We start from the raw sequence: 25,719 nt of genomic DNA, 5'->3' as shown, positions 1-25,719 counted from the left end.
GTTTCCGGCAATCTCGCTTCTCGGTCTCCAGCAAAGAACTCCCGCGAGCAACGACGCCCGCGGTCGTCGTGAATCAGACGATTCCGTCGACGTCGACGTGGTCGGAAAGCAGCCCGCGCATCGTCTCGACGGTTCGCGCGTCGCGGGTACGCCCGCCGCGAACGACCGACTCGGCACGGTCTATCGCGGTGACGGTGTCGGTGTTGAGCGCGAGCACCGGCTTGCCGGCTTCAGCCGCCTTCCCGAGCACGGCACCGGAGGGGCGGTGGCCCCCGGTCAACACGAGACATTTCACGCCGGAGGCGTCGATCGCCGCAGTCTGTACGTCCGCGCGGTCGCCACCGGTGATCACGGCGGCGTCGCGAGCGCGACGGAAGTGGCGAAGCGCCTCGTCGCCGCCCATCGCGCCGACGAGGAATCGTTCGACGAACGCGTCCGTCGGGGAGTCGGTTAGAAGCTCAGCGCCGAGCTCGTCGGCGAGGTCGCCCACGGTGACGCCCGCGAGCTCGCGCTGCCGCGGGATCGCGCCGAACACGGTGATCCCCTCCGATTCGAGGAACGGGATACCGTCCTGGTCTAGCGATTCGAACGCGGTGTCCGACACCTTGTTGAACACGACGCCGGCGAGCCGGTCGCCGAACGTCTCGGCGGCCGCGATCACCTCGTCGAGGTCGCCCGGCGTCTCGTAGCCAGCCACGAGCACGACGCGCGCGTCGAGCAGGTCGGCCACGTCGGCGTCGGTCAGATCGACGACGCCGCCGGTCGTCCAGTCACCGCCGCCCTCCACGAACATCTGGTCGCGGTCGGCGGCGAGCTCCTCGAACTCCTCTCGGACGCGCGCGTGAAGCGCATCGACGTCCTCGGTGCCGCGGATCGCGCCCTCGATGAACGTCGGCGAGTAGACGACGGGCTCCATCTGGTGCATCTCGGCGTCGAGACCGAGCACCTCGCGGGCGAGCATCGGGTCCTGGTCGAGCGTCTTGCCGACGTTCGACTGCAGACGCGTGCCCTTCGGTTTCATGTAGCCGACGCTCTCGTCGCGGTCGGCGGCGAGCCGCGCGAGCGCGAGGGTGATGGCAGTCTTTCCGGCGTGTTCTCCGGTCGCGGTGACGAGTGTGGTGGTGGTGTCTGTCATGAATTACTCGAGTCGTTCGGGGTCGACGGTGAGTCGTACGTCGACGGCGGCGGCGTTCGCCCCGTCGGCGTCGGGCAGTGCAACGAGCGGGTTGATGTCCAGCTCCAAGATCGCGGGGAAGTCGGTCACCAGCTGTGAGAGTCGACCGATCGTCTCGACGATCTCGTCGATGTCGACCGGGTCGCGTCCGCGGGCACCCCGCAGCAGCGGCGACGACTGGATCTCCTCGGTCATCTCGCGGGCCTCCGGCTCGGAGACGGGCGCGACGCGGAACGTCGTGTCCTCCATCACCTCCACGAAGATCCCGCCGAGTCCGAACATCAAAAGCGGGCCGAACTGCGGGTCGCGGTTCATGCCGACGATCGTCTCGACGCCGTCGTCGAGCTCGACCATCTCCTGCACCTGGACGCCAAGGATCGTCGCGTCCGGCTGGTAGTTTCGCGCTCGGGTGATCAGATCCTCGTAGGTGTCCGCGACGTCCTCGTCGGCGACGCCGACCGCGACGCCGCCGATGTCGGATTTATGCAGGATATCCGGCGAGACGATCTTCATCACGACGTCGCCGTCGATGTCGGCTGCGACCGCGCTGGCGCGCGCCGGCGACTCGACGATCGCGCCCTCCGGCGTCGGAATGCCGTAGGCGTCGAGCAGCTCCATCGCCTCGACGCCGAGGCGGTTGTCGTCGCGGTCACGAACCGACGAGAGGATCTCACGGGCGCGTTCGCGGTCGACGTCGAACGACATCGGCTCGGCGTACTCGCGCTCGCGGATATCCCGATAGCGACCGAGCGTCGCGAGACTCTCGATCCCGCGGGCGGGATCGAAGTAACAGGGGATCCCCTTCGCCTGCAGCCGCTGTTTCGGCTCCCGGGTCCGGTCGCCACCCATCAGACAGGCGGCGACGGGCGCATCCATCTCCTCGCTCACGTCGAGGATCGCGTCCGCGAGCTCGTCGAAGTCGATCGTCGCCGTCGGCGCGGCGAGCACGAGCGCGGCGCCGACGCCGTCGTCCTCGACGGTGATCTCGAGCGCCTCCCGGAATCGGTCGACATCGGCGTCGCCGATCACGTCGACGGGGTTGTGGATGTTCGCCTCGTCGGGCATCGACTCGCGGAGCGCCGCGGTCGTCGCCGAGGCAAACGACGCCATGTCGAGGTCGGCGTCACCGACGGCGTCCGTCGCCATCACCCCGGGGCCGCCGGCGTTGGTGACGATGGCGACGCTGTCGGTGTCCGGCAGCGGTTGGCTCCCGAGGATCCCCGCCGCGTCGAACAGCTCGTCGACGGACTCCGCGCGGATGACGCCCGCCTGGTCGAGACCCGCCTCGTACGCCTTCTCGGAGCCTGCGAGGGTGCCGGTGTGTGAGGAGGCGGCCTGCGCGCCGGCGCTCGTGCGGCCGGATTTGACGGCGACGATCGGGGTGTCCTGTGTCGTTTCGCGGGCGGTCTCGATGAACTCCCGGCCGTTCTCGATCCCTTCGAGGTAGCCGATGATCACGTCGGTGCCGTCGTCGTCGCCCCAGTGGTCGACGAAGTCGGTCTCGTCGAGCACCGCCTTGTTGCCGAGCGAGACGACGTCTTTGAAGCCGACGCCGTTGTCGTTCGCCCAGTCGAGTACGGCGGTGACGAACGCGCCGGACTGACTCATAAAGGAAAGCCCGCCCGGCAGGGCGTTCTCCGGGCCGAACGTGGCGTTCATCCCGGACGGCGTCGACATGATGCCGAGACTGTTGGGGCCGACGAGGTTCAGCTCGTACTCGTCGGCTATCTCTGCGAGCCGCTGCTCGCGGGTCGCGCCCTCCTCGCCCGTCTCGCCGAACCCGGCCGTGATCACGACGACGTTCGTGACGCCCGCCTCGCCGCACGCCTCGATGGCGTCCAACACGATCGACGGGGGGACGACGATCACCGCGACGTCGGCGTCGGCCTCGTCGATCTCGGCGACACAGGGCGTTCCGAGCACCTCGTCGTAGTTCGGGTTGACTGGAACCGTCTCCCCGTCGAAGTCGTCGAGCAGGTTCGACGTGACGGCGCGACCGACGGCACCCTCTCGGGTGGTCGCACCGACGACGGCGACCCGGTCCGGGTCGAACATCTCGTTGAGCGTACCCATCAACGTACGACTACGCGAGGCGCTGGTTTAAAAACGGGTGGGATGGCGTTCAGTAGTCGAGTCAATCATGTGAACGGGTCACGACGCCCATGATCAGCGTTCTCGGCCGTGTATCGATTCCGTGCCGAACGACGGCGCTCGCCCGACGCGCGCGGAAGCGAGACGGTGACGACGTTCCCGTTCGCGTGGGTGTCGAACGCGAGCTCGCCCTCGGAACGGTCGACGACCCAGTACACCAGCCACAACCCCATCCCCACGGGGTGATACAGGTCGGTCATCTCCCGCCGGTCGGTGACGATCTGCGTCTCCTCGGCCGGTATCGGTGGGCAGTTGTCCCGGATCGCTATCTCGATACGGTCTTCGAGCCTGTCGACCTCGACGCGGACGTTCGGGGTTTCGGAGGCGTGTTCGACGGTGTTTTCGAGCAGTTCGGCGAGCGCGTACTCGATCTCCGGATGCGTCGCGGCGATCGCCTCCGGTGGATGCTCCGCGACGAACCGCCCCTCCGGACAGGTGTCGCGAACCGCCGAAACGACGTCGGCGACCATATCAGTGACGTCGAGCGACGTCAGCGAGCCGTCGCGGTTCAACATCTCGATCACGTTGCGCTGTTTCTCCGCGGTGTCGAGAAGCTCCGCTCCGACCCGACGGATCGTCTCAGCGTGGTCCGCGATCGCGTCTCTTTTCACGTCGGCACTCGGACGCCCGCCCTCGACCGGGTCCGGCCGTCCACCCTCGACCGGGTCCGGCCGTCCACCCTCGACCGGGTCCGGCCGTTCACGAACGGCATCCGGTTCGTCCGAACGCGTACCGCCGTCCGAGTGAACCGCTCGGTCGGACCCGGTCTCTCGATCGGACCCGGTCTCTCGGTCGGCATCGCCGGAGCCCGCGGCGTCAGCCGTCGCCACCTGGCTGGCGATCCGCTCCGCGGTCCCGGTGATGACGTTCATGTCGTTGCGGAGCGTGTGCCGCAGAAGGTTGTCCATCACGGTGAGCTGGCGACTGCGTTTGTACTCCTCGCTTACGTCGCGGGCGAAGCCGGCGATCCGGACCACCTCGCCGTCCTCGCGGATCGGCTCGCCCGGCACCCGGACCCATCGGCTGTACTCCGTTGCGGGATCGACCCGATAGTCGATCTCGACGGACTCGCCCGCGGAGAGACGGTCCATCGCTCGTTCAACGTACGGACGATCGTCGGGGTGGACGCGGTCGAGAAACGCGGTCGGGTCGCGCTCGAGTTCGGACGGCGTGATCCCGAACACGGTCTCGGCGGCGTCGTTGACGAACAGCAGCTCCTCCCAGTCGGCCGTAAACATCCAGAGCACGTCCGAGGCGCTCGCCGCGATCTCTTGTAATCGCCGTCTCGTCTCCAGTTCCTGCGTGACGTCGCGTGCACTCACCACATACCCGTCGAGCCCCGTCTCGTCCGGCGAGTAGAGCCTGCACCGGAGCCTCGCCACTCCGCTGTCGGCGGTTTCGACCCGACACTCGATCCGGTCCCTCGACGGCTCTCGGCTCCCGGCGACGCCGTCCGCGAACCGGCGGCGGAACTCGTCGGCGTCGTCGGGGTGAATGAACTCGACGGCGTCGGCGCCGAGGAGGTCGTCCGGATCGTACCCGAGCAGCTCCTCGACCGCGGCGTTGCAGTAGCGGAACCGTCCGCTTGCGTCCAGCACGACGATCGGCTCCCGGGTGAGATCGAGGAGCGTGAACGCGTCGTGCCGGTCGTGCATGCTGGAACGACCGACCGACACGAATAAAACGGTGGTCATCTAATTATCATGGTTGAAAAAGAGGAGTCGGAGACGCGATGGGGGCTCGCAAGCGCGCACGTGATCTCGTCTCTCTGCCACCCGCCCGAGCGACCGGCCTGCCACCCACCCGAGCGACCGGCCTGCCACCCACCCGAGCGACCGGCCTGCCACCCACCCGAGCGACCGGCTTCGTTACGCCTAAGCGACGCCGCACTGACAACGTGATATGCACTACCACGAGGCGGCGAGGTTCCTGTTCGACCTCCGTCGCTTCTCCATGGAGCCGGGAACCGAGGGCGTCGAGGCGTTACTCGAACATCTCGGCAATCCGGAGGACGACATACCGTTCGTCCAAGTGGCCGGCTCGAACGGAAAGGGAAGCACCGCACGCATGACCGAGTCGATACTCCGCGAGGCAGGACTCTCCGTCGGCCTGTACACCTCGCCCCACCTCGAATCGCTTGCCGAGCGGATCCGCGTCGACGGACGACCGATCACGAACGAGGCGGTCGCGTCGTTCATCGAGGCGGTGAAACCGTGGCTCGTCGACCGCGCCGCCGCCGGGGAGCCGCTCACGTTCTTCGAGGTCGTCACGGCGATGGCGATCCGCGACTTCGCGCGGCGCGACGTCGACGTCGCGGTCCTCGAAGTCGGGCTCGGCGGCGAGTACGACGCCACCAGCGCGGTCGCTCCGATCACGACCGCGGTGACGAACGTCTCGCTCGAACACACCGCCGTCCTCGGCGACTCGATCGCCGAGATCGCTCGAACGAAATCCCGCATCGTCGCCGGCGGCGCGCCGGTCGTCACCGCCTGCGACGGCGAGGCGCTCGACGTGGTTCGCGAGGTCGCAGCGGAGTTCGACGCGCCGGTGACGACGGTTGCGGGCCCCGGCGTCGACCGCGGCGAGGAGCGCGACGACGCGCTCGTGGCGACGTACGAGGGACGGGTGAGTCCGACCGACGCAGGAGTCGGATTCGACGGTGCAGTGACCGGCTCCCATCGGATCCCCCTCGTCGGGGAACACCAGGCAACGAACGCGGCGGTCGCGACCGCGCTCGCGCTGCGGACGGTCGAAGCGCTCGGTGCGGAAGCTCCGGAGCGCGCGATCGCAGACGGGCTCTCGCGGGCGACGTGGCCCGGCCGGTTCGAGGTGATGGGAACCGATCCCCTCGTCGTGCTCGACGGCGCGCACAACCCGGCCGCCTGCGAGACGCTCGCGGGAACGCTCGCGGAGTACGACTACGAGGAGCTCCACCTCGTGTACGCGGCGATGCACGACAAAGACCACGCGGAAACGATCGCGGCACTGCCCGACGCCGCGAGCGCCGTCACGTGCCGTCCGGATCTCGACCGCGCCGAGGACCCCGAGGTGTTGGCCGCGGCCGCACGCCGGGCGGGAGTGCCGGACGTGACGGTTGGCGACGACGTCGCCGCCGCGTTCGCCGGCGCGTTCGAGCGCGCCGACGACGCCGACTGCGTGCTGCTCGCCGGGTCGCTTTTCGCGGTTGCCGAGGCGCGAACCACGTACACCCGAACGGTGACGCCGAAATCGCTTCGAAGTCAAAGCGGACCCGTTCGCGTCCTCGAGAACGAGGATGTCGATCCGGTGACCGCAGACCGAGTGCGGGATGGTATGGACCATCAGCTCGTGACGCTCCGGCTTCGCGGAAACACCGCGCGACGCGTCGCGGCGACGATGCGCGCGGTCGACGGTGAATGCGCGGTCGGCGGTGCGGGCGTCGAGAGCGGCGAGCTCGTCCCCGTCACCCTCGCCGGAACGATCGCGCAGTTCCGTGCGTTCCGTAACCGACTGGCGCGCGAGGACGACGGAGTTCGGCGAGTCGCGGCCGACATCGCGGCGCGGCTCGGACTCGCCGAGCCCGACGAACCGGAAGACGTGGCGACGAACGAGTACCCGTGGAGCGACGGGACGGCGGTGATGGGCGTACTCAACGTCACGCCCGACTCGTTCCACGATGGCGGGCGTCACGAGGCGTTCGCCGACGCGGTTGACGGAGCCGAACGGATGGTCGCGGCCGGCGTCGACATCATCGACGTCGGCGGTGAGTCGACTCGACCCGGGGCGGAGCCGGTGCCGGTCGACGAGGAGATCGACCGGGTCGTCCCGGTCGTGGAGGCGGTCAACGAGGCGGACGCCGTTGCCGACGGCGACGTGCTCGTCTCCGTCGACACGCGGAAGCCGGCGGTGGCGGAGGCGGCGCTTGACGCGGGCGCGGACGTGATCAACGATGTGACCGGGCTGGAGGACCCGCGAATGCGCGAGGTCGTCTCGGACGCCGGCTGTCCGGTCGTCGTCATGCACAGCATCGACGCGCCCGTCGACCCGGAGAACGATCCGGAGTACGGCGACGTCGTCGCCGACGTGATCGCCGATCTGCAAGAGCGGCTCCTGCTGGCCGAGAAGGCGGGTATCGACCGCGAGCGCGTGATCGTCGACCCAGGGCTCGGATTCGGCAAGTCCGCCGTCGAGAGCTTCGAGCTGCTCGGACGGACCAGTGAGTTCGCGGCGCTCGACTGTCCCGTCCTGATCGGCCACTCACACAAGTCGCTGTTCGAGGCGGTCGGCTGCGGCCCGGACGACCGCGAGCACGCGACCGTCGCCGGCACCGCGGTCGCGACCGCCAACGGCGCTGACATCGTCCGCGTCCACGACGTCGCGGAGAACCGGGCGGCGATCGACGTCGTCGCGGCCGCGATGGATCCGTCGTCGGTCGAGTAGCCATCGACCCCGGCGGGTGGCGGTCGGCAAATCTCGACCCGGTCACTCGGGGAGACGGCAGCGTTTTGAGTCGTCGCCCCACAGGTGCCGGCATGGTTCGACGCCTGCTCCTCGGCTGTAGCTCGGTCGGATACACGCTCGTCGAGCGGGCACAGGGGAGACGCGGCGAGCTGTACGCGATCACGGACGATCCCGGCTGGGCGTCGACGCTCCGTGACGGCAACGTCTCCACGGTTGAGGCCGACCCGACCGACCCGGAGACGTATCCCGACGACGTCGCCGTCGTTATCGTCGCGAGCGACGATCCGGGGTGTAACGCCGCCGCCACCGCCGCGGCGCGAGACAGGTTTCCTGCAGCGCTGATCGTTGCACACGTCGGCGAGGGACCGGCCGACGACCAGCGAGCGAGGATCGAGGCGGCCGCGGACCGCGTCGTCGACCCGGTGAAGGCGATCGCCGGCCGGGCGCTGCAGGCGGCCGGCGCGGACGCACAGGAGCGACCGGTTCGACTGCTCGACGCCCTCAGATCGCTCTCCGGGCCGCTTCTCGTCGTCGCCCACGACAACCCCGATCCGGACGCCATCGCGAGCGCACTGGGCGTGGTCAGGATCGCGGAGCTGGTCGGCGTTCCGGCCGACGCCTGTTACGGCGGCGACGTCGCCCATCAGGAGAACCGCGCGCTGGTGAACCTCCTCGACCTGGATCTCCGGACGATGGCGGAGATCGACATCGAGGAGTACGGGGGCGTGGCCCTCGTCGACCACTCCCGGGCCGGAATCAACGACAGTCTTCCGGAAGGACACCCGGTCGACGTCGTTATCGACCATCACCCGCCGCGCGGCCCCGTCGAGGGGTCGTTCGTCGACATCAGACCGGAGGTCGGCGCAACGAGTACGCTAATAGCTGAGTACCTCTCCCGGCTCGGGGTCGAGCCGGGTCGGACGCTCGCAACCGCGCTGGTGTACGGGATCCGGATCGACACGCGGGATTTTACCCGGGCGGTGTCGATCCCGGACTTCGAGGCGGCGGCGGAGCTGACGCCACACGCCGCCGACGACGTGCTCGAGCGGGTCGAGAGCCCGAGCGTGAGCCGCGAGACGTTGCGGGTGCTTGCCCGCGCGATCGAGAACCGCGAGGTTCGCGGGTCGACGGTCGCCTCCTGTGTCGGCGAGATAGCCGACCGCGACGCGCTCGCACAGGCCGCCGAACGGCTGCTCGACTCCGAGGAGGCGTCCATCACCTTCGTGTACGGTTACATGGATGGCGTGATCTACGGCTCCGCCCGCTCGCGGGGGGCCGACGTCGATATCGGCGAGCTGCTCCGCGAGGCGCTCGACCCGGTCGGCTCCGCGGGCGGTCACGCGAACATGGCGGGCGCACAGGTCCCCCTCGGCATCCTGGAGACGGTGTCCGACGACGAGTCGCTGCCGGACGTCGTCGCGGAGTTCGTCTCCGGGCGCTTCTTCGAGGCGTTCGAGGATCCGCCGTCGCTGCCGACGGGAGATCCGACGGAGTTTCCGACGGACTGAGTCGCGGTCCCGACTACGGCCCGAAGCGCGCGGCCGCGTCACTCAGCGGAGATAACGTCGTCGATGCGGAGGAGCATCGTCGCGGACTCCGTCGCCGACTCGAACGCCTCGCGTTTGACCGCCGCGGGGTCGACGATCCCGGAGTCGAGGGGGTCGCCGACGCGCGCGGCACGTCCCTCGGCGATGACGCCGGCACGGCCCTCCGCGTCGTGGCGCGCCCGGAGGTCGACGAGCGTGTCGATCGGGTCCGCGCCGGTGTTCTCGGCGAGCGTCCGGGGGATCGCGTCGACGGCGTCGGCGAACGCCTCGATCGCGAGCTGTTTGCGTCCCTCGACGCCCGCGGATTCGCTGCGGACGTGGGCTGCAACGGCGATCTCCGTCGCACCCGCGCCGGGAACGACGCCGCCGGAATCGAGCGCGGCGATAGCCACGTCGACGGCGTCGTGCATCGCGCGTTCGAGTTCGTCGACGACGTGCTCGGTCGATCCGCGGACGAACAGCGTCACCGCCCGGGCGGCGTCGCCGCCGCGGACGAACGCGAGCTCGTCGTCGCCGTACGCCTCGATCTCGATCGACTCGAGCCGACCGAGATCATCCGCCTCGATCTCGTCGAGAGTGCCGAGCCGCTTCGCGCCGGTGACGTCCGCGACGTCGGCCGCGTCGGAAGATTTCACGCTCTCGAACGCGAGAATCCCGGCGTCCGCGAGGAAGCCGGCGACACGGTCGTCGATCGACTTCCGGCAGAACAGCACGTCGACGCCGGCCTCGGAGAGCGTCTCCGCATAGCCGCGAAGCTCGGCGTCCTCTGCTTCGATAGCCGCGTTGAGCCCCTCGACGGAGCTGATCGAGTACTCGGCGTCGACGTCGCCCTGTCGGACCTCGAGTTTCGCATCGAGGATCGCGACGGTCGCGTCGCTCACGCGCCGGGGCATCTCGTCGTGGACGGGCTCCTCGTCGACGATCACGCCGTCCACGAGCTCCGTCGCCGCCGCCGCGGCGCCGGCCCGCGGGTGGACGTGAATCCGGTCACGGGCGACGCCGTCCTCGTCGGCGACGCGTCGGACGGCGTCGACGACGAGTTCCGCAAGGTCGCGGGCCGCCACGTCGCCGGTTCCCTTACCGGTCATCGACGACTCCGCGACGGACGCGAGCAGGTCGTCGTCGAGCTCGCCGTCGACGACGACGTCGTCGATCGCCTCGTTCGCGAGGCGCGCGGCCTCCGCGTACCCCTCGACGATGGTCGTCGGATGGACGTCGTCGTCGAGGAGGTCCTCTGCGCGGGCGAGCAGCTCGCCGACCAGCACGGCCGCGGTCGTCGTTCCGTCGCCGACGGCATCCTCCTGTGACTCCGCGACCTCGACGATCATCTGTGCGGCGGGGTGGTCGATATCCATCTCGTCGAGGATCGTCGCGCCGTCGTTCGTGATCACGACATCGCCCGTCGAGTCGACGAGCATCTTATCCATTCCTCGGGGGCCGAGCGTGGTGCGTACCGCCTCGGCGACGGCCTTGCCGGCCGACACGTTCGACTCCTGCGCGGCCCGACCGCGCGTTCGCGAGCTGTCCTCCGAGAGAACGTACATGGGTTGTTGCATACGAGACGCCATACTCGATCCGAGAGATGGTTTGCGGTTCTATATATATTTTGTTCCGACTCGATCAAAACTGGCGGAAGAAACGGCGGTGGATCGTGAGCGGTCGGTCACTCGGTCGGACCGACAGGCACATCCGTGATGAACTGGAGGTACGGATAGATGCTGGGGTTGGAACACGGGTTCCGGATCGTCGACATCCACACCACGCTCGACCCCGACGAGCAGTCCGTCGCGGCGCACGGCCGGGACATCACGCCGGAGCGGTTGGAACGGGAGATGCATCAGGCGGGCGTCGTTCGCGCCGTCGCCAGCCCCGGCCGTCGCGCGTCCGGGCGGAGCTACCTCCGCGCCAACAACGCCGTCGCCCGGCTCTCCGTCGACCGGCCGTTCGTCGCGTTCGCCCGACTCAACGGACCGCGCGATCCCAGGGATCACCCCATCGCGACGCTCCGAAATCTCCGGGCGGAGCGCGAGGACCACCACGCCCGTCCCGACGACGTCGAGCAGTACTCCTACGACGACCGGTTCCACGGATTTACCCTCGTACCGCCGTACGACGGGCTCCCTAACGAGGACGTGTTGGAACAGCTGGAGCTCGCCGATCTTCCCGTGCTCGTTCATGCTGGCGAGCGGTTTCCGCCCGAGGCGGTCGAGCGGGAGCTACTGTCGTACGACTTCCCGGTCGTGCTCGCGAGCTTCGGCGGCTATCCGCTGAACGCGGACCTGATGAACCGGACGCTGGACCTGCTCGGCGAGTACGACCGACTGTACGTCGACACCAGCGCCGTCCGATACCGTGAGGTGCTAGAACGCGGCGTGCTGGAGCATCCCGACCGGGTGCTGTTCGGCTCCGGCGCGCCGGACGTCCATCCGAACGTCGGCGTGATGGAAGTGTTAACGCTCGACGTCTCCGAGGACCTAATGCGTCGAGTGCTCGCGAAGAACCCGTCACGGATCGTCACCGGTCTCGCCGAAGGTGCTGACGCGTAACCGATCCCTCCCTACTTCGCTCGGCCTTTCGACATCGGGCCGGTAGCGACGATCGACGCGGCTCGCCAGCCAGCTCGCACGCTCACGAGGGAACGCTCAGTCCGCGATTGCGGCCCTGTGAGCGCTTGCGGCGATCGACGCGATCCTGACCGGCTCGGGCTGACGACACCCCTCACGGGTGAGTCGCCGGACGATATCGACCGCACGGTCGGTCTCGAGTCCGACGGCGCGGACGAACAGCGAGTCGGCGGTTCGCGAGGAGTCGGCGGTTCGCGAGGAGCCGGCGATGTCGACCCGGCGTCTGGGCGGGAGCGATCGATAGATTGCGAGCCGGCGTTCGAGTTCGTTGCCGTCGAACTCTCGCTGAAGGGCCGACTCGAGCCCCGGACTGGCCTCGTAGCTCACGGAGAGAACTGGCCGATCCAGCGTCTCGTGCAGTCGGTCGAGGTCGAGAACGTTGAACCAGGCCGGGGCGACGCCGGCACACAGCACCCGGCGGACGTCCTCGCGGCCGAGTTCGCGAAACAGCTCGATGACCGCGTCGGTCGCATCGACGCCGCCGACGGTACAGCGCTCGAAGCCGAGTCCGTCGAGGACGCCGTCGGCGCGGACGACCGATCCGGCGATGTAGCTCGTCGGATCGTCGTCTGAAAAGGCGATGCCGAGCGTGCGACTCCCCGGTTGCACTACGCCGCCTCGCTACGTCTCCTCGCTTTTGATCTCCTGGAGCCGGTCGAGAAGCTCGTCGTTCGAAGCGCCGGGCTCGTACTCCACGGACCCCTGGTGGGTCTCCTGGGCAGCGCGGACGCCGTCCTCGTCGTCGAAGTCCGCGTCGAGGTCTTGGTTCTCCTGTTCGGATTCATCGTAGCTCCCGAAGCCCATATTCACCTAAATATTAGGGATCATGACGGATAAATGCACGGTCAAGTGCGAGCGCCACTCGACCGCAGTCGGACGGCGACGTCGACCCCGGCGATGAGACACATCCTTTTCAACGATGGCGGCCATGTCGGCGGTATGGAACCGATAGCCGTCACCGCGAGCGCCGAGACGTTCACCTGCAACGCGTATCTCGTCGACGGCGAGGCGACGACTCTCGTTGACGCCGGCGCGATGCCGGGCGTCGAGGAGGTGGTGGCCGAGCAGGTCGACGAGCTGGATCGGGTCGTACTGACCCACCAACACGGCGACCACGTCGCGGAGCTCGACGCCGTCCTCGACCGGTTCGAGCCGCGTGTGCTCGCCCACGGCGACCATCCGCGCCGCGATGTCGCGATCGTCGACGGCGACGAGATCCTCGTCGGCGACGAGGCCTGCGAAGTCGTGCATACGCCGGGACACGCCCCCGACCACGTCGCGCTGATCGGCGACGAGCGGCTGTACAGCGGCGACGTCGTCGTGTACAACGACGGCGCGTTCGACGACGGCTCGTTCGGCCGAACCGACATGGCCGGGCAGTCCCGGGAGCAGCTGATCGAGAGCCTCCACGAGATCCTCGACCGACTTCCGGAGACGGTCTCCGCGATGTATCCGGGCCACGGCGACGTGTACCGCGAGGACGACGGCGAGACTGTCCGTGCGGTCATCGAGCGCGCGACGGAGCGCGCGGAGCGCCGGGAGCCGAAGTATCCCGAGGAGTAGTCGTGGTAGCCGGGGTGTCGTGGTAGCCAAGGCACCTGGATAGCCGAGGCGTCCGGCGGCCGCCCACGCACCGGCCGACGGGGCGACAAGAACACGCTTAAGAGGGGCGACGACGACCGTTTCGACGGGAACAGCACAGCTGCAGATCCGACTCGCCGGGGCGCTCGCCCACGGCTTGGGAATGTAGCAGTGCACCGACGCCTCCGGCGGCGCGGCCGTCGGACCGCCAAACGGTGGTTCGTCGCCAGCCGCGTCGCGCGGAGCCGCGGTCACGTTTTGCGGTTGTGCCGTTCCAATCTCAGACAATGGCACGAATGCACACGCGCCGTCGCGGCTCGTCCGGTTCGGACAAGCCGGCGACGGACGAAAACCCGGAGTGGAGCGACGTCGACGCCGAGGCGATCGAGTCTCGCGTCGTCGAACTGGCCGAACAGGGACACGACCCCAGCGTCATCGGACTCAAGCTCCGTGACGAGGGCGTCAAAGGCACCCCGATCCCGGACGTCAAACTAGCGACCGGGAAGAAGCTCACCGAGATCCTCGAGGAACACGACGCCGCCGCGGAGCTCCCAGAGGACCTTCGAAACCTCATGGCCCGCGCGATCCGTCTGCGCGAGCACATGGCGGAGAACGGACAGGACCACCAGAACAAGCGCGCGCTCCAGAACACGGAGTCGAAGATCCGCCGTCTGGTGAACTACTACCGCGGTGACGAACTCGACGAGGAGTTCACGTACACCTACGAGAACGCCGTCGAGCTGCTCGAGGAGTAACCGTCTGAACGCGACCGAGAGACCACGCCGACACACCACGATCCAGTGACCGAAACCGCTGCCACCCGAAACGCTGCCCCGGACGCGCTCGCCAGCGTGCTCGCCGACGCGTCGTTCGTTCGGCTCGTCGCGAGCGACGATGGCGACTCGCTGGCAGCGGCCGGGCTGATCGCGAAGGCGCTCCGCACGAATGCCACGCCGTTTCAGGTCCGGATCGACCGCGACCCCGGTCCCGACGGAGCCGAGGGAGGCCAGGCCGACGCCCGGAGGGAGCCGGACGACACCGCGATTCGGATCGGTACGATGGCCGGAGACCACGCAGTCCCGGGTGTCGACCGTCCGGCGAGCACGACCGCGTTCGCCGTCGCTCGCGAACTGGGCGACGATCCGGATCCCGTCCTCGCGCTGGCGGGCGTCGTCGCCGCGGGGTCGGTCCCCGGCACCGACGGCTCCGGCGATGCCCTCGCGGTCGCGGAGAGCGGCGACGTGGTGCGTCGACGGCCCGGCGTCGCGATCCCGGCAGCGGATCCCGCCGACGGAGTGTCGGCGTCGACGCTCGTCCGAACGTCGTACTCCGGGGATCCGGAGGCGACTCGCGCCGCGCTCGCGGAGCTCGGACTCCCCGCGTCGCTCGACGACGAAGCGCATCGACGGCTCGCGTCGTTGGTCGCGGTCGACGTCGTCGGCGCGGAGTCAGCGAGCGACCGGGCCGCTTCGGCAGTCGAGCGTGCGCTTCGACCGTACGCCATCGAACGTGTCGAGCCGGCCGCGCCGTTCGCGACCGTCGGCGGCTACGCCGACGTGTTGGAGGCGCTCGCTCACGAGGAGCCCGGTACGGGTGTCGCCCTCGCGCTCGCCGACGACCCGAGCGACGAGCTCCGGAGCGCGGCGCTTGACGTCTGGCGGACGCACGGCGTCGACGCCCATCGGGCGCTCGACGGAGCGACAACGGGACGATACGACGGCTGCGTCGTTACCCGCATCGACGCCACTCCGGCCACGCTGCCGACGATCGCCCGGCTCGTTCGCGACTTCAGGTCGCCGGAGCCGGTCGCGATCGCCGTCGACGAGGCGGCCGGCGAGATCGCGGTGAGCGCGGTCGACCCGCTGGGGATCGAAGCGGTCTGCCGCGGCGTCGCCCGCGAGTTCGACGGCGACGGCTGGGGCACCGAGACGCGTGGCGGCGTCAGCGTATCCAACGACACCACGGAGGCGCTCGCAGCCCTCAGGGAGGCGCTATGACGGACGACGAGACGAGAGACGAGACGAGAGTCGGCTCGCGGACGGCAGCCGTCCGAACGACCCACGCCGACGCCGACCGCGTAGCCGCCGCACTCGGCCCGGACAACACCGACTCCATGGCGATGCGAGTCGACGGCGACCGGATCGCGTGTACGGTCGAGCGGTCGACCACCGGCGGGCTTCGATCGACCGTGGACGACTACGTGGTGAATCTGCAGGTCGCGGACGAACTCATCGAGCGCGCACGCGCACATCGCGGCACGAACCGCGACGCGAATCGCGGCACGAACCGCGACGCGAATCGCGGCACGAACCGCGACGCGAATCGCAGCACGAACACGTTCCGCGGGGACGACCCCGCGGACGCCGACGCGTCCGGCGGGGAACGGTCCCGACCGGACGACACGGATCGCTCCCGACCGGATCCCGGGAGTCGATCCGAGACGACTGGCGGGGACCAGCCCCGCACGAACGGGTCCGACGACAACACATGAGCGAACGATCAGTGTCCAAGAGCAGAGGCGAAAAGCGCTGGTACACAGTACTGGCACCCGAACAGTTCGATCGCGCGGAGCTCGGCGAGACGCTCGCCGAGGAGCCCGACCAGGTGGTCGGCCGCACGATCACGACGACGCTCGACGAGCTCACCGGCGACTCGGGCGCGAACAACACGAAACTCACGTTCAAGATCACCGACGTCGGCAGCGACACTGCCTACACGGAGTTTATCACGTACGAGCTGACGCGGGATTACCTGCGCTCGCTCGTCCGCCGCGGCGCGTCGAAGGTCGAGGCATCGATCACCGTCCTGACGACCGACGACTACCGTATCCGCGTCCAGCCGGTCGCGCTGACGACGAAGAAAGCGGACCGGTCACAGGAGAAGGCGATCCGCCGCGTCATGATCGACAAGGTGCACGCGGCCGCAGAGGAGCGAACTTTCGAGTCGTTCGTCGACGCCATCGTCGACGGGAACCTCTCGTCGGCGATCTACGGCGAGGCGAAGACGATCTACCCGCTGCGCCGCGTCGAGGTCCAGAAGCTGACCCTCGAGGCGCGTCCCGCGGAGGTCGCAGCCGAGGAGGAGGCCGCCGTCGACGTCGATGCCGACGAAGTGGCCGTCGACGAGTAGCCGGCCGACAGCGCCGCAAGACGACCGGTAGCGCCGCAAGACGACCGGTCTCACTCCTCGCGGCCGACGAACGCCTGATACTTCAGGTCCTCCTCGCGGATCTCCTCGACGATCCGATCGACGATCACTTCCCGGGGCCGGTGGAGCCCGGAGACACGGTCCGAGAGCTCCTCGAAGCTCTCGAAGGGACCGCGCTTGCGCTCATCGAGCACGTTGTTCCGCAGCTTCTTGCCGATTCCGGGCAGCAGGTTAAGCTGGTGAAGCCGGAGGGTGATCGGCTGTGCCTCGTTGTAGAAATCGACGAACCGACGCTCCTGACTCTCGACGACGTCCTCGACCGCGTACTCGACCTCGGCAGCCGCGTTCCGGGTGAGATCGTCGAACGCGACCTCACGGTATCGGGTCACGGAGTCGTCGTTCAATGGAAGGCGGTCGCTCACGGAGACGTCGGTCTCCTCGGCAAGCGCCAGCTCGTACAGTCGAAACGCGTCGACGCCGAGTCCGTACGCCACCGGTGACTTCTGATACCCCGGCCGGTCGTCGTCCGGCCGACCGGTCGGGAGCACGTCGAGGAGGACGACCGCCGGTCCGGCGTCACCTCCTTCGGAGCCTTCGGCGTGGTCGGCGGCGGCATCTTCGCCTTCCCCGGCCGCCACGTCGTCGTTGTCGCTCATACGCGTATCTACGTGATGGATGGTTAAAAACAGCCGCCGCAGACGGGCCCGTCTCTTCAGGCGTACTTGGCGACGACGTCCAACACGTCGTCCAGCTCGTCTCCGTCAAGCGAGTAGCGTTCCTGGGCGAACACCGACCGAAGCTCCGTCCGGTCCTCCGGGAGAAGGTCCGCGATCTTGATCGCGGTCGGCACGTCGATCGGCTCGAGCTCGGCGAGCTCCTCGACGAGCTCGCGCGACTCGTCGGCGTCGAGGTGCGCGAAGCGGTTGACGTGCTCGATGGCGCGTGCGAGTTCGTAGCGCAGCTCGCGCGACTCGTCTTCCGCCCGCTCGGCTTCGATCTCGACGAGGATCTCCTTCGCCTCGGAGGTAGTAATGTACTCCTCGTCGATCCGCTCTTTGAAGATCGTCATCTCAGTTCTGCTGGGCGCTCATATGTGCGGCACGGACGATGAGCGTTTTCGTCTTGCCGCCGTCGGTGATCTCCACTTTGAACGCCGCACCCTGCTTGCCGACCACCGTTCCGGTTCGACCATCGAACCGGGGATGGAAGCGGCCTTCCTGGACGCTCGGGTCGATCTTGAGGTGGACCTGCGTCCCCTCGTCGAACTCCTGGATCGCGCGTTGCGGCGGCGACGTGCCGCGGTCTCGCGGCTTGTTTGACAGCTTATCGCGGGTCGCCTTCTGGGGCCCATTGGAACTCGGCATAGTCGTGTGCCCCTGTTCCGCTGCCGCAGTTATAAATCGTGCGTTACGGCCCGCGATAGCGGACGTGTACCACACCGTTTTGCCACCCACGCCGCGTCTCGGCACCGAAACCGTCGACTCACCGTCGTCGCCTCGATCGAAGCGGCCTCCGATCACCTTTCACCGCCGAGCACGAAGCGATCGTATGGCGGACGAGCCCGCGGAGAACATCAGCGGTGGGGCCAGCGGCGGCGGCGCGTTCGACGAGTTCGAGTCCGGCGAGCGCGACAGTCGAGCGGAGGCGGTCGTCGACGCACTCGGCGAGATGTACTGGCGGAAGGCGTACGGCGGACAGGACGGGTTCGAGTGTCTCGTCCGAACGATCCTCTCACAGAACACCTCCGATACGGCGAGCCAGCCTGCCCACGACTCGTTGATGGCTCGCTACGGGCCGGCCGAGGAGCTTGCCGCGTCGCTCGCGAACGCCGACCGCGACGAGCTGGCCGAGACGATCGCCTCCGCCGGTCTGTACAACCGCAAGTCGGCGGTTATTCAACAGGCAGCCGAGTGGGTGCTCGAGGAGTTCGGTTCGACGGACGAGTTCGACACGCTCGTCGTTGAGGGCGACCCGACTGCGGTACGCGAGACGCTGCTGTCGGTCGACGGCGTCGGACCCAAAACGGCCGACTGCGTCCTCCTTTTTGCCGGCGGTCGCGGCGGCGTCTTTCCGGTCGACACCCACGTCCACCGGATCGCGCGGAGACTGGGCCTCGCACCGCCGGAAGCCGACCACGAGGCGGTTCGCGAGGCGATCGAGGCGGATGTCCCGCCGGAGAAATGCGGATTCGGTCACACCGCGATGATCCAGTTCGGGCGGGAGTACTGTACGGCCCGGAAGCCCGCCTGTCTCGACGGCCCGGAGGCGTGTCCGCTGTACGACCTGTGTGACCGGGTCGGAGTCGACGAGATCGACGGCGAGGTCGTCGATCCCGCGAACGTCACCGACTAACACGAAACGAACTAACAGGGAACTGGTTCGGTCGCCCCCGACACGGGCGGGCGCTCCTCCTCGTATGCCGACTGTCCGATCGCACCGTCGAACATCGGCAGCCGGAGTTCGTACGTGTAGAGGATGTCGAACGCCGCGAACGGGTTCACGCCGGTCGCCACCAGCCCAGCGCGGCTCAGTCGGACGCCCGCCGCGAGGGTGACGATCCTATCGTTCTCGAGCGTGCCGGACAGCTCGACGCCGAACTCGCCGCCGTTGCTCGGGTCGGTCAGCACCGAGAGGTGGACCAGCGAATCGATCGTCGCCGGTGGGTCGCCGATGACGAGCGGATACCCCTCGCCGGCGAAACACTCCGTTATCGGGGCGACCTGCGCGTCGTCGACCCCGTCCACGGGATCCGTGTCGAGGGGTGCAGCCGACGCACCTCCGACACCGACTGCACCACTTCCGGTAAGCGCTCCCCCTGTCATGATGGCAAACAGCAGAACGCCGACGACCGCGACGGCGGCCGGACGGCTCGGCGACGGGTCTCCCATCGGATCGATCGATGCGTGTCGGGGACATAACTCCGGCGGGCGAGTTCTCAGTGCCGATATCGCTCCCCGGGCGAGCGCGTCACTGGTCGCCGACGTCGATGAGCTCCTCGACGATCAACCCCTCGACGAGCAGCTCCGCGGAGGCGACGTTCGTCGCCAGCGGGACGTCTTTCACGTCACAAACGCGCAACAGCGCGGAGACGTCCGGTTCGTGTGGCTGTGCCGTCAACGGATCCCGGAGAAACACCAACCCGTGGATCCGGTCGTTCGCAACCATCGCGCCGATCTGGAGGTCCCCACCGAGCGGTCCCGACGACTGGCGGTCCACCGTCAGACCCGTCTCGTCGGTGATGCGTTGTCCGGTCGTTCCCGTCGTGACGAGCTCGCAGTCCGCCAGCACGTCCGCATACGAGTTCACGAACGCCACCATCTCGTCTTTCAGTTCGTCGTGTGCGATGAGCGCGATGCGCATACACGGGTATCCCGCCGAGTACGCTTAAAAGGTCACGAGCGGTCGTTCGCGGTGAAGCGGTGGCCACGAGATGACACCCCGTATCGACGAGGTGTGTGATCGTGACAACGTTCGGGACCGCTACTTGAACCGGAACGTCTCCAGGTTCTTCGGCGCGAACGTCCGCATGTTGTAGTCGTGATACAGCGCCGAGGAGAGGTCCTGCACGGAGCGCTCGTCGCCGTGAACACAAAGCACCTTCTCGGGACGCGGGTTCATCGTCTTCACGAAGTTCTCCAGCCCTTGTCGGTCGGCGTGGCCGGAGAAGCCGTCGACCGTCTCGACGCCCATCTCGAGGCTGAGCGTGTCGCCACGGCCGCCGTTGCTCCAGCCGGAGACGGGGATCTCGTCCCAGCCGTTCTGGATCCGACGGCCGAGCGTCCCCTGCGCCTGGTAGCCGACGAACACGAGATTCGAGTCCGGATCGGAACCGACGTGGTGGAGCCACGACATGATCGGGCCTCCTTCGATCATCCCGGAGGTGGAAAGGATCACACACTGGTCGTCGTCGGCGACCTCCTGTCGCTCGTCCTCGCCCCCGTCGATGTGGTTGAACTCGTCCGCGAGAAACGGGTTTTCGTCCTCGTGGAAGATCCGGTCGCGGAGGTCGTCGCGGAGATACTCCGGATACGTCGTGTGGATCGCGGTCGCCTCCCAGATCATCCCGTCGAGGTGGACGGGCATCGAGGGGATCTCGCCCTCTCGCATCGCCTCCTCCAACACGAGCATGATCTCCTGGGAGCGACCGACGGCGAACGCCGGAATGACGACTTTTCCGCCCTGCTCGTACGTCTCGGTTATCACCTCCTTCAGCTTTCGCTCGGAGTCGTCCTGATCGGTCTGGTAGTCGTTGCGACCGCCGTAGGTGGACTCCAACACCAGCGTCTCGACGCGCGGGAAGTCGTTGACCGCGCCGTTGAACAGCCGGGTGTCCTCGTAGTGGATGTCGCCGGAGAAGGCAACGTTGTACAGCCCGTCGCCGACGTGGAAATGCGTCACCGCGCTGCCGAGAATGTGGCCCGCGTTGTGGAAGGTGAGCTTGATGTCCGGCGCGATGTCGGTGACGTCGCCGTACTCCAGCGGGATCGTGTGTTTGATCGCCTCGCGGACCTGCGCCGACTCGTACGGCGGCGTCCGCCCCTCCTTCGCGGCGACGTCGAGGTAGTCGAGCGTGAGCAGCCCCATCAGGTCGCGGCTCGGCTCGGTCGTGTAGATCGGACCGTCGTAGCCGTATTTAAACAGGAGCGGAACCAGCGCGGAGTGGTCGAGGTGGGCGTGGGTTAACACGACCGCGTCGAGCGTGGCCGCGCCCGCGCCGAGCGCTTCGGGGACCTGCAGGTACGGCACCTCCCCTTCGGCGCCGGGCTTGTCGCCGCAGTCGATGAGGATCCGGGTCTCGGGCGTCGAGAGGATAAAGGCGGCGCGTCCGACCTCGCGACAGCAGCCGAGCGTCGTGATCCGTACCCACTCGTCGTCCGACATCTCCTCGCGGTGGATCTGTCGGCCCACACGTTCGAGGATGTCGCGGCGCTCCTCGCGTTCGTTTTTCAGGAAGCTCCGGACGTTCGAGACCGTCGAGGACTCGATCGGCGGCGTTCGAACGACTTCCGGCGTCCAGCCGACCTCCTGGGTTATCTCCCGAAGCGTGGAGCCGCGTCGGCCGATCACCATGCCGGGTTTCTGGGCCTGAATGACGACCTCGCCGGTGTCCTCGTGGAAGTCGAGGTCGGTCACGCCGGCCTCCTCGGGAATCACGGAGCGAACCTTCTCCTCGGCCTGCCGCGGCGGCGATAACGACGTTGGGTCCGGACGGATCGTGATCCGCTTGCGGAGCTTGGAAGCGAGCCGCCGGATCAGGTCGCCGTCGCCGGCGAACCGCTTCGGGTCGCGGGTGTACACGACCAGCTCCGGGCCCTCGTATTTGACGTCCGTAACCGTGATGTCGGTCGGAATCTCCTGTTCGATCTCGGCTTTCAGATTCTCGAGTTGCTTATCGACTTGACTCATATCTCACTGCGGGTCGTCGGTGCCGACCTCGACGGCGGAAGCTGCCCGGAGAACCGATCCGGGACTCGTCGCCGAACGGCCGGCCATGACGGAGTAGGCATAATGGAAGTCCTGTCCGTAGTTGATACCGTGCGGGAACAGCCAGCGAAAACCCGCTTGCTCGGAAGTAGTCCGCGGTCGTTATAAAAGCCTTCGCAAAGAGCAAGCCGTTCGCGCCGGTATGCGGTCGTATGCACGTCACGCCCGCCGTCGTCACGGAGGAACACGCGTGGGTCCGCGATCGAGCCGACGTCGTGGTGCCGATACTCAACGACACTCGCGCGCGGCTCGGCGATCTGTTCGACACCCACGTCGACCCCGTCGACCCGGAGACGTATCGCCGCGAGGTCGACGTCGTCTTCGCCGACGGCGAGGCTGCGGTGAACGTCGCCGGCTACGCTCGCCTCCTGCGAGAGCTCGACGTCGAGGACGATTATCCGGGGTTCGTCGTCGACGAGGTGCTCGGGCGCGAGCTTGCGGCGACGATCGCCGGCGGACAGCCGCTCTCCCTGCTCGCGCAGGCGACGTTTCACCTCACGGACGTCCACGTCGGCACGGATGCGACGGCCGACGGACGAGGCGCGGCAGGAGCCGATGACCTCGACGCGGCGCTCGCCGCCGGCTTCCAGACGCGGCTCCCCGGCTGGGACTGGCGAGCCGAACCGAGCCCATTCGCCGTCGACCCAACGGAGTAGCCGCACCGTCGAGCCGGATCCGGGTCCCCGGTCGTGGCTCACCCGTCGTCGAGCTCGGTCGTCCGTTGCTGCAGGAACGCCACGTCGGAGTCGTTCGTCGACTGGAGCCGGACGTCGAGCGCCGCGTCGGGACTGATCCCCGCATCGGCGGCCGTCTCACCAGCGTCAGAATCGACGATAATGGTTTGAACACCCCGCAAGAGCGACGAACGCGCCCCGCCAGAGCGACGAACACGCCCCGCCAGAGCGACGAAGGCTCGAGGAGCGCGCGATCCGCGTGCGGCACGGCTGCCGCTACTTGACGAACTTCGCGATCGTCTCGAACCCCTTATCGCGGATCGAGTCCGGGAGCAGCCGAGCGAGGACGCTCGCCTTTGCGAGCGTTCCGGGCTGCACACGAGTGGGCGGCTTCGTCGCGCTCGCCGCGTTGAGGATCTCCGCGGCGACTAGCTCCGGCTCCACCGAGCCGGGGCCGTCGCCGCCGACGAGCTGTGTGTCCTCGAACAGCGTATAAAAGTCGTCGTACGCACCGGACCGTTCGATCCCGTCCGCCTCCATGGGATCCGCCTCGCGACCCGCGCGGTCGGCAAAGTTCGTCTTCACGGGGCCGGGCTCCACGACGACGACGTCGATCCCGAACTCCCGGACCTCGTTGCGCAGCGCGTCCGACATGGCCTCGAGCGCGAACTTCGAGCCGCTGTACACGCCGCTGCCCGGAAACGCGACCCGACCGGTCACCGACGACACGTTGATGATGGTGCCGTCGCGCTCGCGGCGCATACCGGGCAACACGGCGCGGATCAGCCGATGCGGGCCGTACACGTTCACGTCGAACTGCTCGTGGACTCGGTCGGTCGTCACGTCCTCGACCGGTCCGAACTGCCCGTAGCCGGCGTTGTTCACGAGCGCGTCGATCGCTCCCTCCTCGTCGAGGATCCGGTCGACGACGCGGTCGACGTCCTCGGGGTCGGTAACGTCGAGCGTCGCCAGCTCGCAGCCGGCCTCGCCGAGCGTTTCGATGTCCGCGGGGTTCCGAGCGGTGGCATACACCGTCCATCCCTCGTCGTTGAACGCGTGGGCCGTCGCCCGGCCGATTCCCGACGAACAACCGGTGATGAGTACCGTCTTCTGCACGCGTCGATGCTTGGCCGCCGACGGCATAACTCTCCCGACCGGGACCGACGTGGAGAGCTACGCGTCTGGCTTCGGCCGGATGAGGTCCGCGAGCGCGACGAGGAGCCCAAGGAACCAGCCGAGCGGGATGGAGATGCCGACCCACATCAGCACGTAGCCGAGTCCGGGGAGCCCCCACTGTTCACCGAACGTCTCGAGGTCGAACGCGCCGCGGAGCCACTCGTTGATCCCGCCGACGGACAGGAACGTGTCGAGGATCCAGCGGGCGAGATCGTAGCTCGGCGGAAGGATGATCTGCTCAAGCGTCGGCGTCACCAGCGCGGCGACGACCGGCGGAAGGAAGATCGCGGTCATCGCGAACGGGTACGCGAGGAGAACGCTCACGAACCGCCCGCCGACTTTCGAGAAGCCGGCCGCGAGCGCAGCGGAGACGATCGCGACGACGCTCGCGGCTCCGACCGCGATCACGTCGTCGAACGGGAGCTGGAGATGCGTCACGAGTGTGAGCGTCCCCCACAGCACCGTCGCGACGATCACCGCGCCGGCGATACCGAATCGCGCGACTGCGGAGTCGAGCTTCGCGGCATAAAATCGGGTGGCGAACCCCACGAGGAGCAGCGGATACGCCACGGCGACGAGCGGCGCACCGATCGCCGCCCACAGGTAGTACGCGACGGTTTGTGGCGTCGTCTCGGGTTGCCACTTCCCCAACACCGTGCTCGGATCGAGCTGTCGCGGAAAGACGAGCTCCATCCACGTCTCATGGAGGCGGACCACGTCCAGGAGGAGCGCCTCTAGCAGTCCGATCTGCCCTCGTCGTTCCATCCTCGACAACTCACACCCCCGGTGACGTGAACTTTGTGCCTTCGACACGTTCGTCGGACGCGCGTCGGCTCCGGCTCACGACGGGCGATCCACCTCGGAGCGACGCGATGTGCCGATCGCTGTGACGGCCACGACGACACGACGACACGACGACACGACAACAAGACGACACGACAACACGACGACACGGCGTACCGTCGATCGTCGAGCGTCGACCGGTTCCGAACCGTTCAATGTTGCCGACGCGCAGTACCGCATATGGGCATGCCGCACGATGATCGCGAAGCGCAGGTCACCGAGGTTCTCGACCGGCTGTACGAGGAGTACCCCGACTCGACGATCTCGTTAAACTACTCGAACCGTCTCGAACTGCTTATCGCCGTGATCCTCTCGGCGCAGTGTACGGACGAGCGCGTGAACGACGTGTGTGCCGACCTGTTCGAGACGTATCGGACGCCGGAGGAGTACGCGAACGCGCCACAGGAGGAGCTGGCGTCGGCGATCGACTCGATAACATACTACAACAACAAGGCGTCGTACATCCGGTCGGCGTGTGCGGACATCGTGGCACAACACGACGGGGAGGTGCCGGATACGATGAGCGATCTCACCGACCTCGCGGGCGTCGGTCGAAAGACCGCCAACGTCGTGCTCCAGCACGGTCACGACATCGTCGAGGGGATCGTCGTCGACACCCACGTCCAGCGCATCTCTCGACGGCTCGGGATCACCGAGGAGCAGCGCCCGGAGGCCATCGAGGCGGATCTCCTCGAGATCGTTCCCGAGGAGGACTGGCAGCAGTACACGCACCTGTTCATCGACCACGGTCGCGCGACCTGTACCGCGATCAACCCGGACTGTGCGGACTGCGTGCTCGAGGACGTCTGTCCCTCCTCGAAGCTCGACTCGGACGTGGATCTCGCAAGCAACGATCCGTGGTGAGAGAGTCAGCGACG

General features: G+C 67.8%; 25 protein-coding genes and 1 pseudogene. 11 read left to right on the top strand and 15 right to left on the bottom strand.

What is annotated here, in order from left to right; translation table 11 throughout:
- Positions 1–73: 73 nt before the first annotated feature.
- The 3 genes from ACYQ0R_RS11960 to ACYQ0R_RS11950 all read right to left on the bottom strand — a co-directional run bounded on the left by ACYQ0R_RS11960 (position 74) and on the right by ACYQ0R_RS11950 (position 4,980).
- Positions 74–1,135, bottom strand: a complete 1,062-nt coding sequence (locus ACYQ0R_RS11960) for a phosphotransacetylase family protein (protein WP_459824050.1) — start codon at positions 1,133–1,135, stop codon at positions 74–76.
- 3 nt (positions 1,136–1,138) lie between these two features.
- Positions 1,139–3,247: an acetate--CoA ligase family protein gene (locus ACYQ0R_RS11955; protein WP_459824048.1), complete on the bottom strand. Its 2,109-nt coding sequence runs from the start codon at positions 3,245–3,247 to the stop codon at positions 1,139–1,141.
- Positions 3,248–3,312: 65 nt separating this feature from the next.
- Complete coding sequence (locus ACYQ0R_RS11950) at positions 3,313–4,980, bottom strand: PAS domain-containing sensor histidine kinase (RefSeq protein ID WP_459824045.1); 1,668 nt, start codon at positions 4,978–4,980, stop codon at positions 3,313–3,315.
- Positions 4,981–5,227: 247 nt separating this feature from the next.
- On the opposite strand from ACYQ0R_RS11950, the gene folP reads away from it, so the two are divergent.
- Positions 5,228–7,744 (top strand): dihydropteroate synthase, encoded by a 2,517-nt coding sequence (gene folP / locus ACYQ0R_RS11945; RefSeq protein ID WP_459824043.1) that lies wholly within the window; start codon positions 5,228–5,230, stop codon positions 7,742–7,744.
- Between the two features lie 92 nt (positions 7,745–7,836).
- Positions 7,837–9,273 (top strand): DHH family phosphoesterase, encoded by a 1,437-nt coding sequence (locus tag ACYQ0R_RS11940; protein ID WP_459824041.1) that lies wholly within the window; start codon positions 7,837–7,839, stop codon positions 9,271–9,273.
- 38 nt (positions 9,274–9,311) lie between these two features.
- Here ACYQ0R_RS11940 and thsA read toward each other — a convergent pair whose 3' ends face one another.
- Positions 9,312–10,868: a thermosome subunit alpha gene (gene thsA / locus ACYQ0R_RS11935; protein ID WP_459824039.1), complete on the bottom strand. Its 1,557-nt coding sequence runs from the start codon at positions 10,866–10,868 to the stop codon at positions 9,312–9,314.
- A 159-nt stretch (positions 10,869–11,027) separates the two neighbouring features.
- Between thsA and ACYQ0R_RS11930 the strand changes: the two genes are divergently transcribed.
- Positions 11,028–11,858, top strand: coding sequence for an amidohydrolase family protein (locus tag ACYQ0R_RS11930; RefSeq protein WP_459824038.1), 831 nt, complete (start codon positions 11,028–11,030; stop codon positions 11,856–11,858).
- 96 nt (positions 11,859–11,954) lie between these two features.
- Here the strand turns inward: ACYQ0R_RS11930 and ACYQ0R_RS11925 are convergent, their stop codons facing one another.
- The gene (locus ACYQ0R_RS11925) at positions 11,955–12,545 is read right to left on the bottom strand and encodes an endonuclease dU (RefSeq protein ID WP_459824036.1); all 591 of its coding nucleotides are present in this window, start codon (positions 12,543–12,545) and stop codon (positions 11,955–11,957) included.
- Between the two features lie 12 nt (positions 12,546–12,557).
- Positions 12,558–12,740 carry a DUF5786 family protein gene (locus tag ACYQ0R_RS11920; protein WP_459824034.1) on the bottom strand — a complete coding sequence of 61 codons (183 nt, stop codon included), beginning with the start codon at positions 12,738–12,740 and terminating at the stop codon, positions 12,558–12,560.
- A 135-nt stretch (positions 12,741–12,875) separates the two neighbouring features.
- On the opposite strand from ACYQ0R_RS11920, the gene ACYQ0R_RS11915 reads away from it, so the two are divergent.
- The 5 genes and pseudogenes from ACYQ0R_RS11915 to ACYQ0R_RS11895 all read left to right on the top strand — a co-directional run bounded on the left by ACYQ0R_RS11915 (position 12,876) and on the right by ACYQ0R_RS11895 (position 16,646).
- Positions 12,876–13,499, top strand: a complete 624-nt coding sequence (locus tag ACYQ0R_RS11915) for an MBL fold metallo-hydrolase (RefSeq protein ID WP_459824032.1) — start codon at positions 12,876–12,878, stop codon at positions 13,497–13,499.
- 305 nt (positions 13,500–13,804) lie between these two features.
- Entirely contained in the window at positions 13,805–14,272 is a 468-nt protein-coding gene (locus ACYQ0R_RS11910; RefSeq protein ID WP_459824030.1) for a 30S ribosomal protein S15, read from the top strand.
- Positions 14,273–14,317: 45 nt separating this feature from the next.
- Positions 14,318–15,514: an exonuclease RecJ gene (locus ACYQ0R_RS11905; protein WP_459825756.1), complete on the top strand. Its 1,197-nt coding sequence runs from the start codon at positions 14,318–14,320 to the stop codon at positions 15,512–15,514.
- Positions 15,511–15,769: pseudogene (locus ACYQ0R_RS11900) on the top strand (KEOPS complex subunit Pcc1); the annotation flags it as partial. The gene ACYQ0R_RS11905 and the pseudogene ACYQ0R_RS11900, both read left to right, overlap by 4 nt.
- A gap of 235 nt (positions 15,770–16,004) precedes the next feature.
- Positions 16,005–16,646, top strand: a complete 642-nt coding sequence (locus tag ACYQ0R_RS11895; protein WP_459824028.1) for a 30S ribosomal protein S3ae — start codon at positions 16,005–16,007, stop codon at positions 16,644–16,646.
- Between the two features lie 50 nt (positions 16,647–16,696).
- On the opposite strand, the gene ACYQ0R_RS11890 is transcribed toward ACYQ0R_RS11895, so the two are convergent.
- Genes ACYQ0R_RS11890 through ACYQ0R_RS11880 form a run of 3 tightly spaced genes read right to left on the bottom strand, consistent with a single transcriptional unit; the run spans position 16,697 to position 18,028 of the window.
- Positions 16,697–17,320, bottom strand: a complete 624-nt coding sequence (locus ACYQ0R_RS11890; protein WP_459824026.1) for a DUF655 domain-containing protein — start codon at positions 17,318–17,320, stop codon at positions 16,697–16,699.
- Between the two features lie 56 nt (positions 17,321–17,376).
- Positions 17,377–17,733, bottom strand: a complete 357-nt coding sequence (locus tag ACYQ0R_RS11885) for an RNA polymerase Rpb4 family protein (protein ID WP_459824024.1) — start codon at positions 17,731–17,733, stop codon at positions 17,377–17,379.
- A gap of 1 nt (position 17,734) precedes the next feature.
- Positions 17,735–18,028 (bottom strand): 50S ribosomal protein L21e, encoded by a 294-nt coding sequence (locus ACYQ0R_RS11880; protein WP_459824021.1) that lies wholly within the window; start codon positions 18,026–18,028, stop codon positions 17,735–17,737.
- Positions 18,029–18,212: 184 nt separating this feature from the next.
- Here ACYQ0R_RS11880 and ACYQ0R_RS11875 point away from each other — a divergent pair, with 184 nt between their 5' ends.
- The gene (locus ACYQ0R_RS11875; protein ID WP_459824019.1) at positions 18,213–19,016 is read left to right on the top strand and encodes an endonuclease III domain-containing protein; all 804 of its coding nucleotides are present in this window, start codon (positions 18,213–18,215) and stop codon (positions 19,014–19,016) included.
- Between the two features lie 11 nt (positions 19,017–19,027).
- On the opposite strand, the gene ACYQ0R_RS11870 is transcribed toward ACYQ0R_RS11875, so the two are convergent.
- From ACYQ0R_RS11870 to ACYQ0R_RS11860, 3 genes are all read right to left on the bottom strand, one after another.
- Positions 19,028–19,552 carry a DUF7332 family protein gene (locus tag ACYQ0R_RS11870; protein ID WP_459824018.1) on the bottom strand — a complete coding sequence of 175 codons (525 nt, stop codon included), beginning with the start codon at positions 19,550–19,552 and terminating at the stop codon, positions 19,028–19,030.
- 79 nt (positions 19,553–19,631) lie between these two features.
- Complete coding sequence (locus tag ACYQ0R_RS11865; protein WP_459824015.1) at positions 19,632–20,024, bottom strand: methylglyoxal synthase; 393 nt, start codon at positions 20,022–20,024, stop codon at positions 19,632–19,634.
- A gap of 120 nt (positions 20,025–20,144) precedes the next feature.
- Positions 20,145–22,070, bottom strand: a complete 1,926-nt coding sequence (locus ACYQ0R_RS11860) for a beta-CASP ribonuclease aCPSF1 (protein ID WP_459824012.1) — start codon at positions 22,068–22,070, stop codon at positions 20,145–20,147.
- 230 nt (positions 22,071–22,300) lie between these two features.
- On the opposite strand from ACYQ0R_RS11860, the gene ACYQ0R_RS11855 reads away from it, so the two are divergent.
- Entirely contained in the window at positions 22,301–22,804 is a 504-nt protein-coding gene (locus ACYQ0R_RS11855; protein WP_459824010.1) for a DUF7984 family protein, read from the top strand.
- A gap of 38 nt (positions 22,805–22,842) precedes the next feature.
- Here the strand turns inward: ACYQ0R_RS11855 and ACYQ0R_RS11850 are convergent, their stop codons facing one another.
- From ACYQ0R_RS11850 to ACYQ0R_RS11840, 3 genes are all read right to left on the bottom strand, one after another.
- The gene (locus ACYQ0R_RS11850) at positions 22,843–23,004 is read right to left on the bottom strand and encodes a hypothetical protein (protein ID WP_459824007.1); all 162 of its coding nucleotides are present in this window, start codon (positions 23,002–23,004) and stop codon (positions 22,843–22,845) included.
- A 94-nt stretch (positions 23,005–23,098) separates the two neighbouring features.
- A complete protein-coding gene (locus tag ACYQ0R_RS11845) occupies positions 23,099–23,965 on the bottom strand; it encodes an SDR family oxidoreductase (protein ID WP_459824004.1) in 867 nt (288 codons plus the stop codon).
- A 30-nt stretch (positions 23,966–23,995) separates the two neighbouring features.
- Positions 23,996–24,763 (bottom strand): hypothetical protein, encoded by a 768-nt coding sequence (locus tag ACYQ0R_RS11840; RefSeq protein ID WP_459824001.1) that lies wholly within the window; start codon positions 24,761–24,763, stop codon positions 23,996–23,998.
- A gap of 258 nt (positions 24,764–25,021) precedes the next feature.
- Here ACYQ0R_RS11840 and nth point away from each other — a divergent pair, with 258 nt between their 5' ends.
- Positions 25,022–25,705 carry an endonuclease III gene (gene nth, locus ACYQ0R_RS11835; RefSeq protein WP_459823999.1) on the top strand — a complete coding sequence of 228 codons (684 nt, stop codon included), beginning with the start codon at positions 25,022–25,024 and terminating at the stop codon, positions 25,703–25,705.
- Positions 25,706–25,719: the final 14 nt, after the last annotated feature.

It is taken from the genome of Halorubrum luteum (assembly GCF_054652935.1).
Note: the sequence above shows the minus strand (reverse complement) of the source record. Positions and strands in the feature narration are given on the sequence as shown.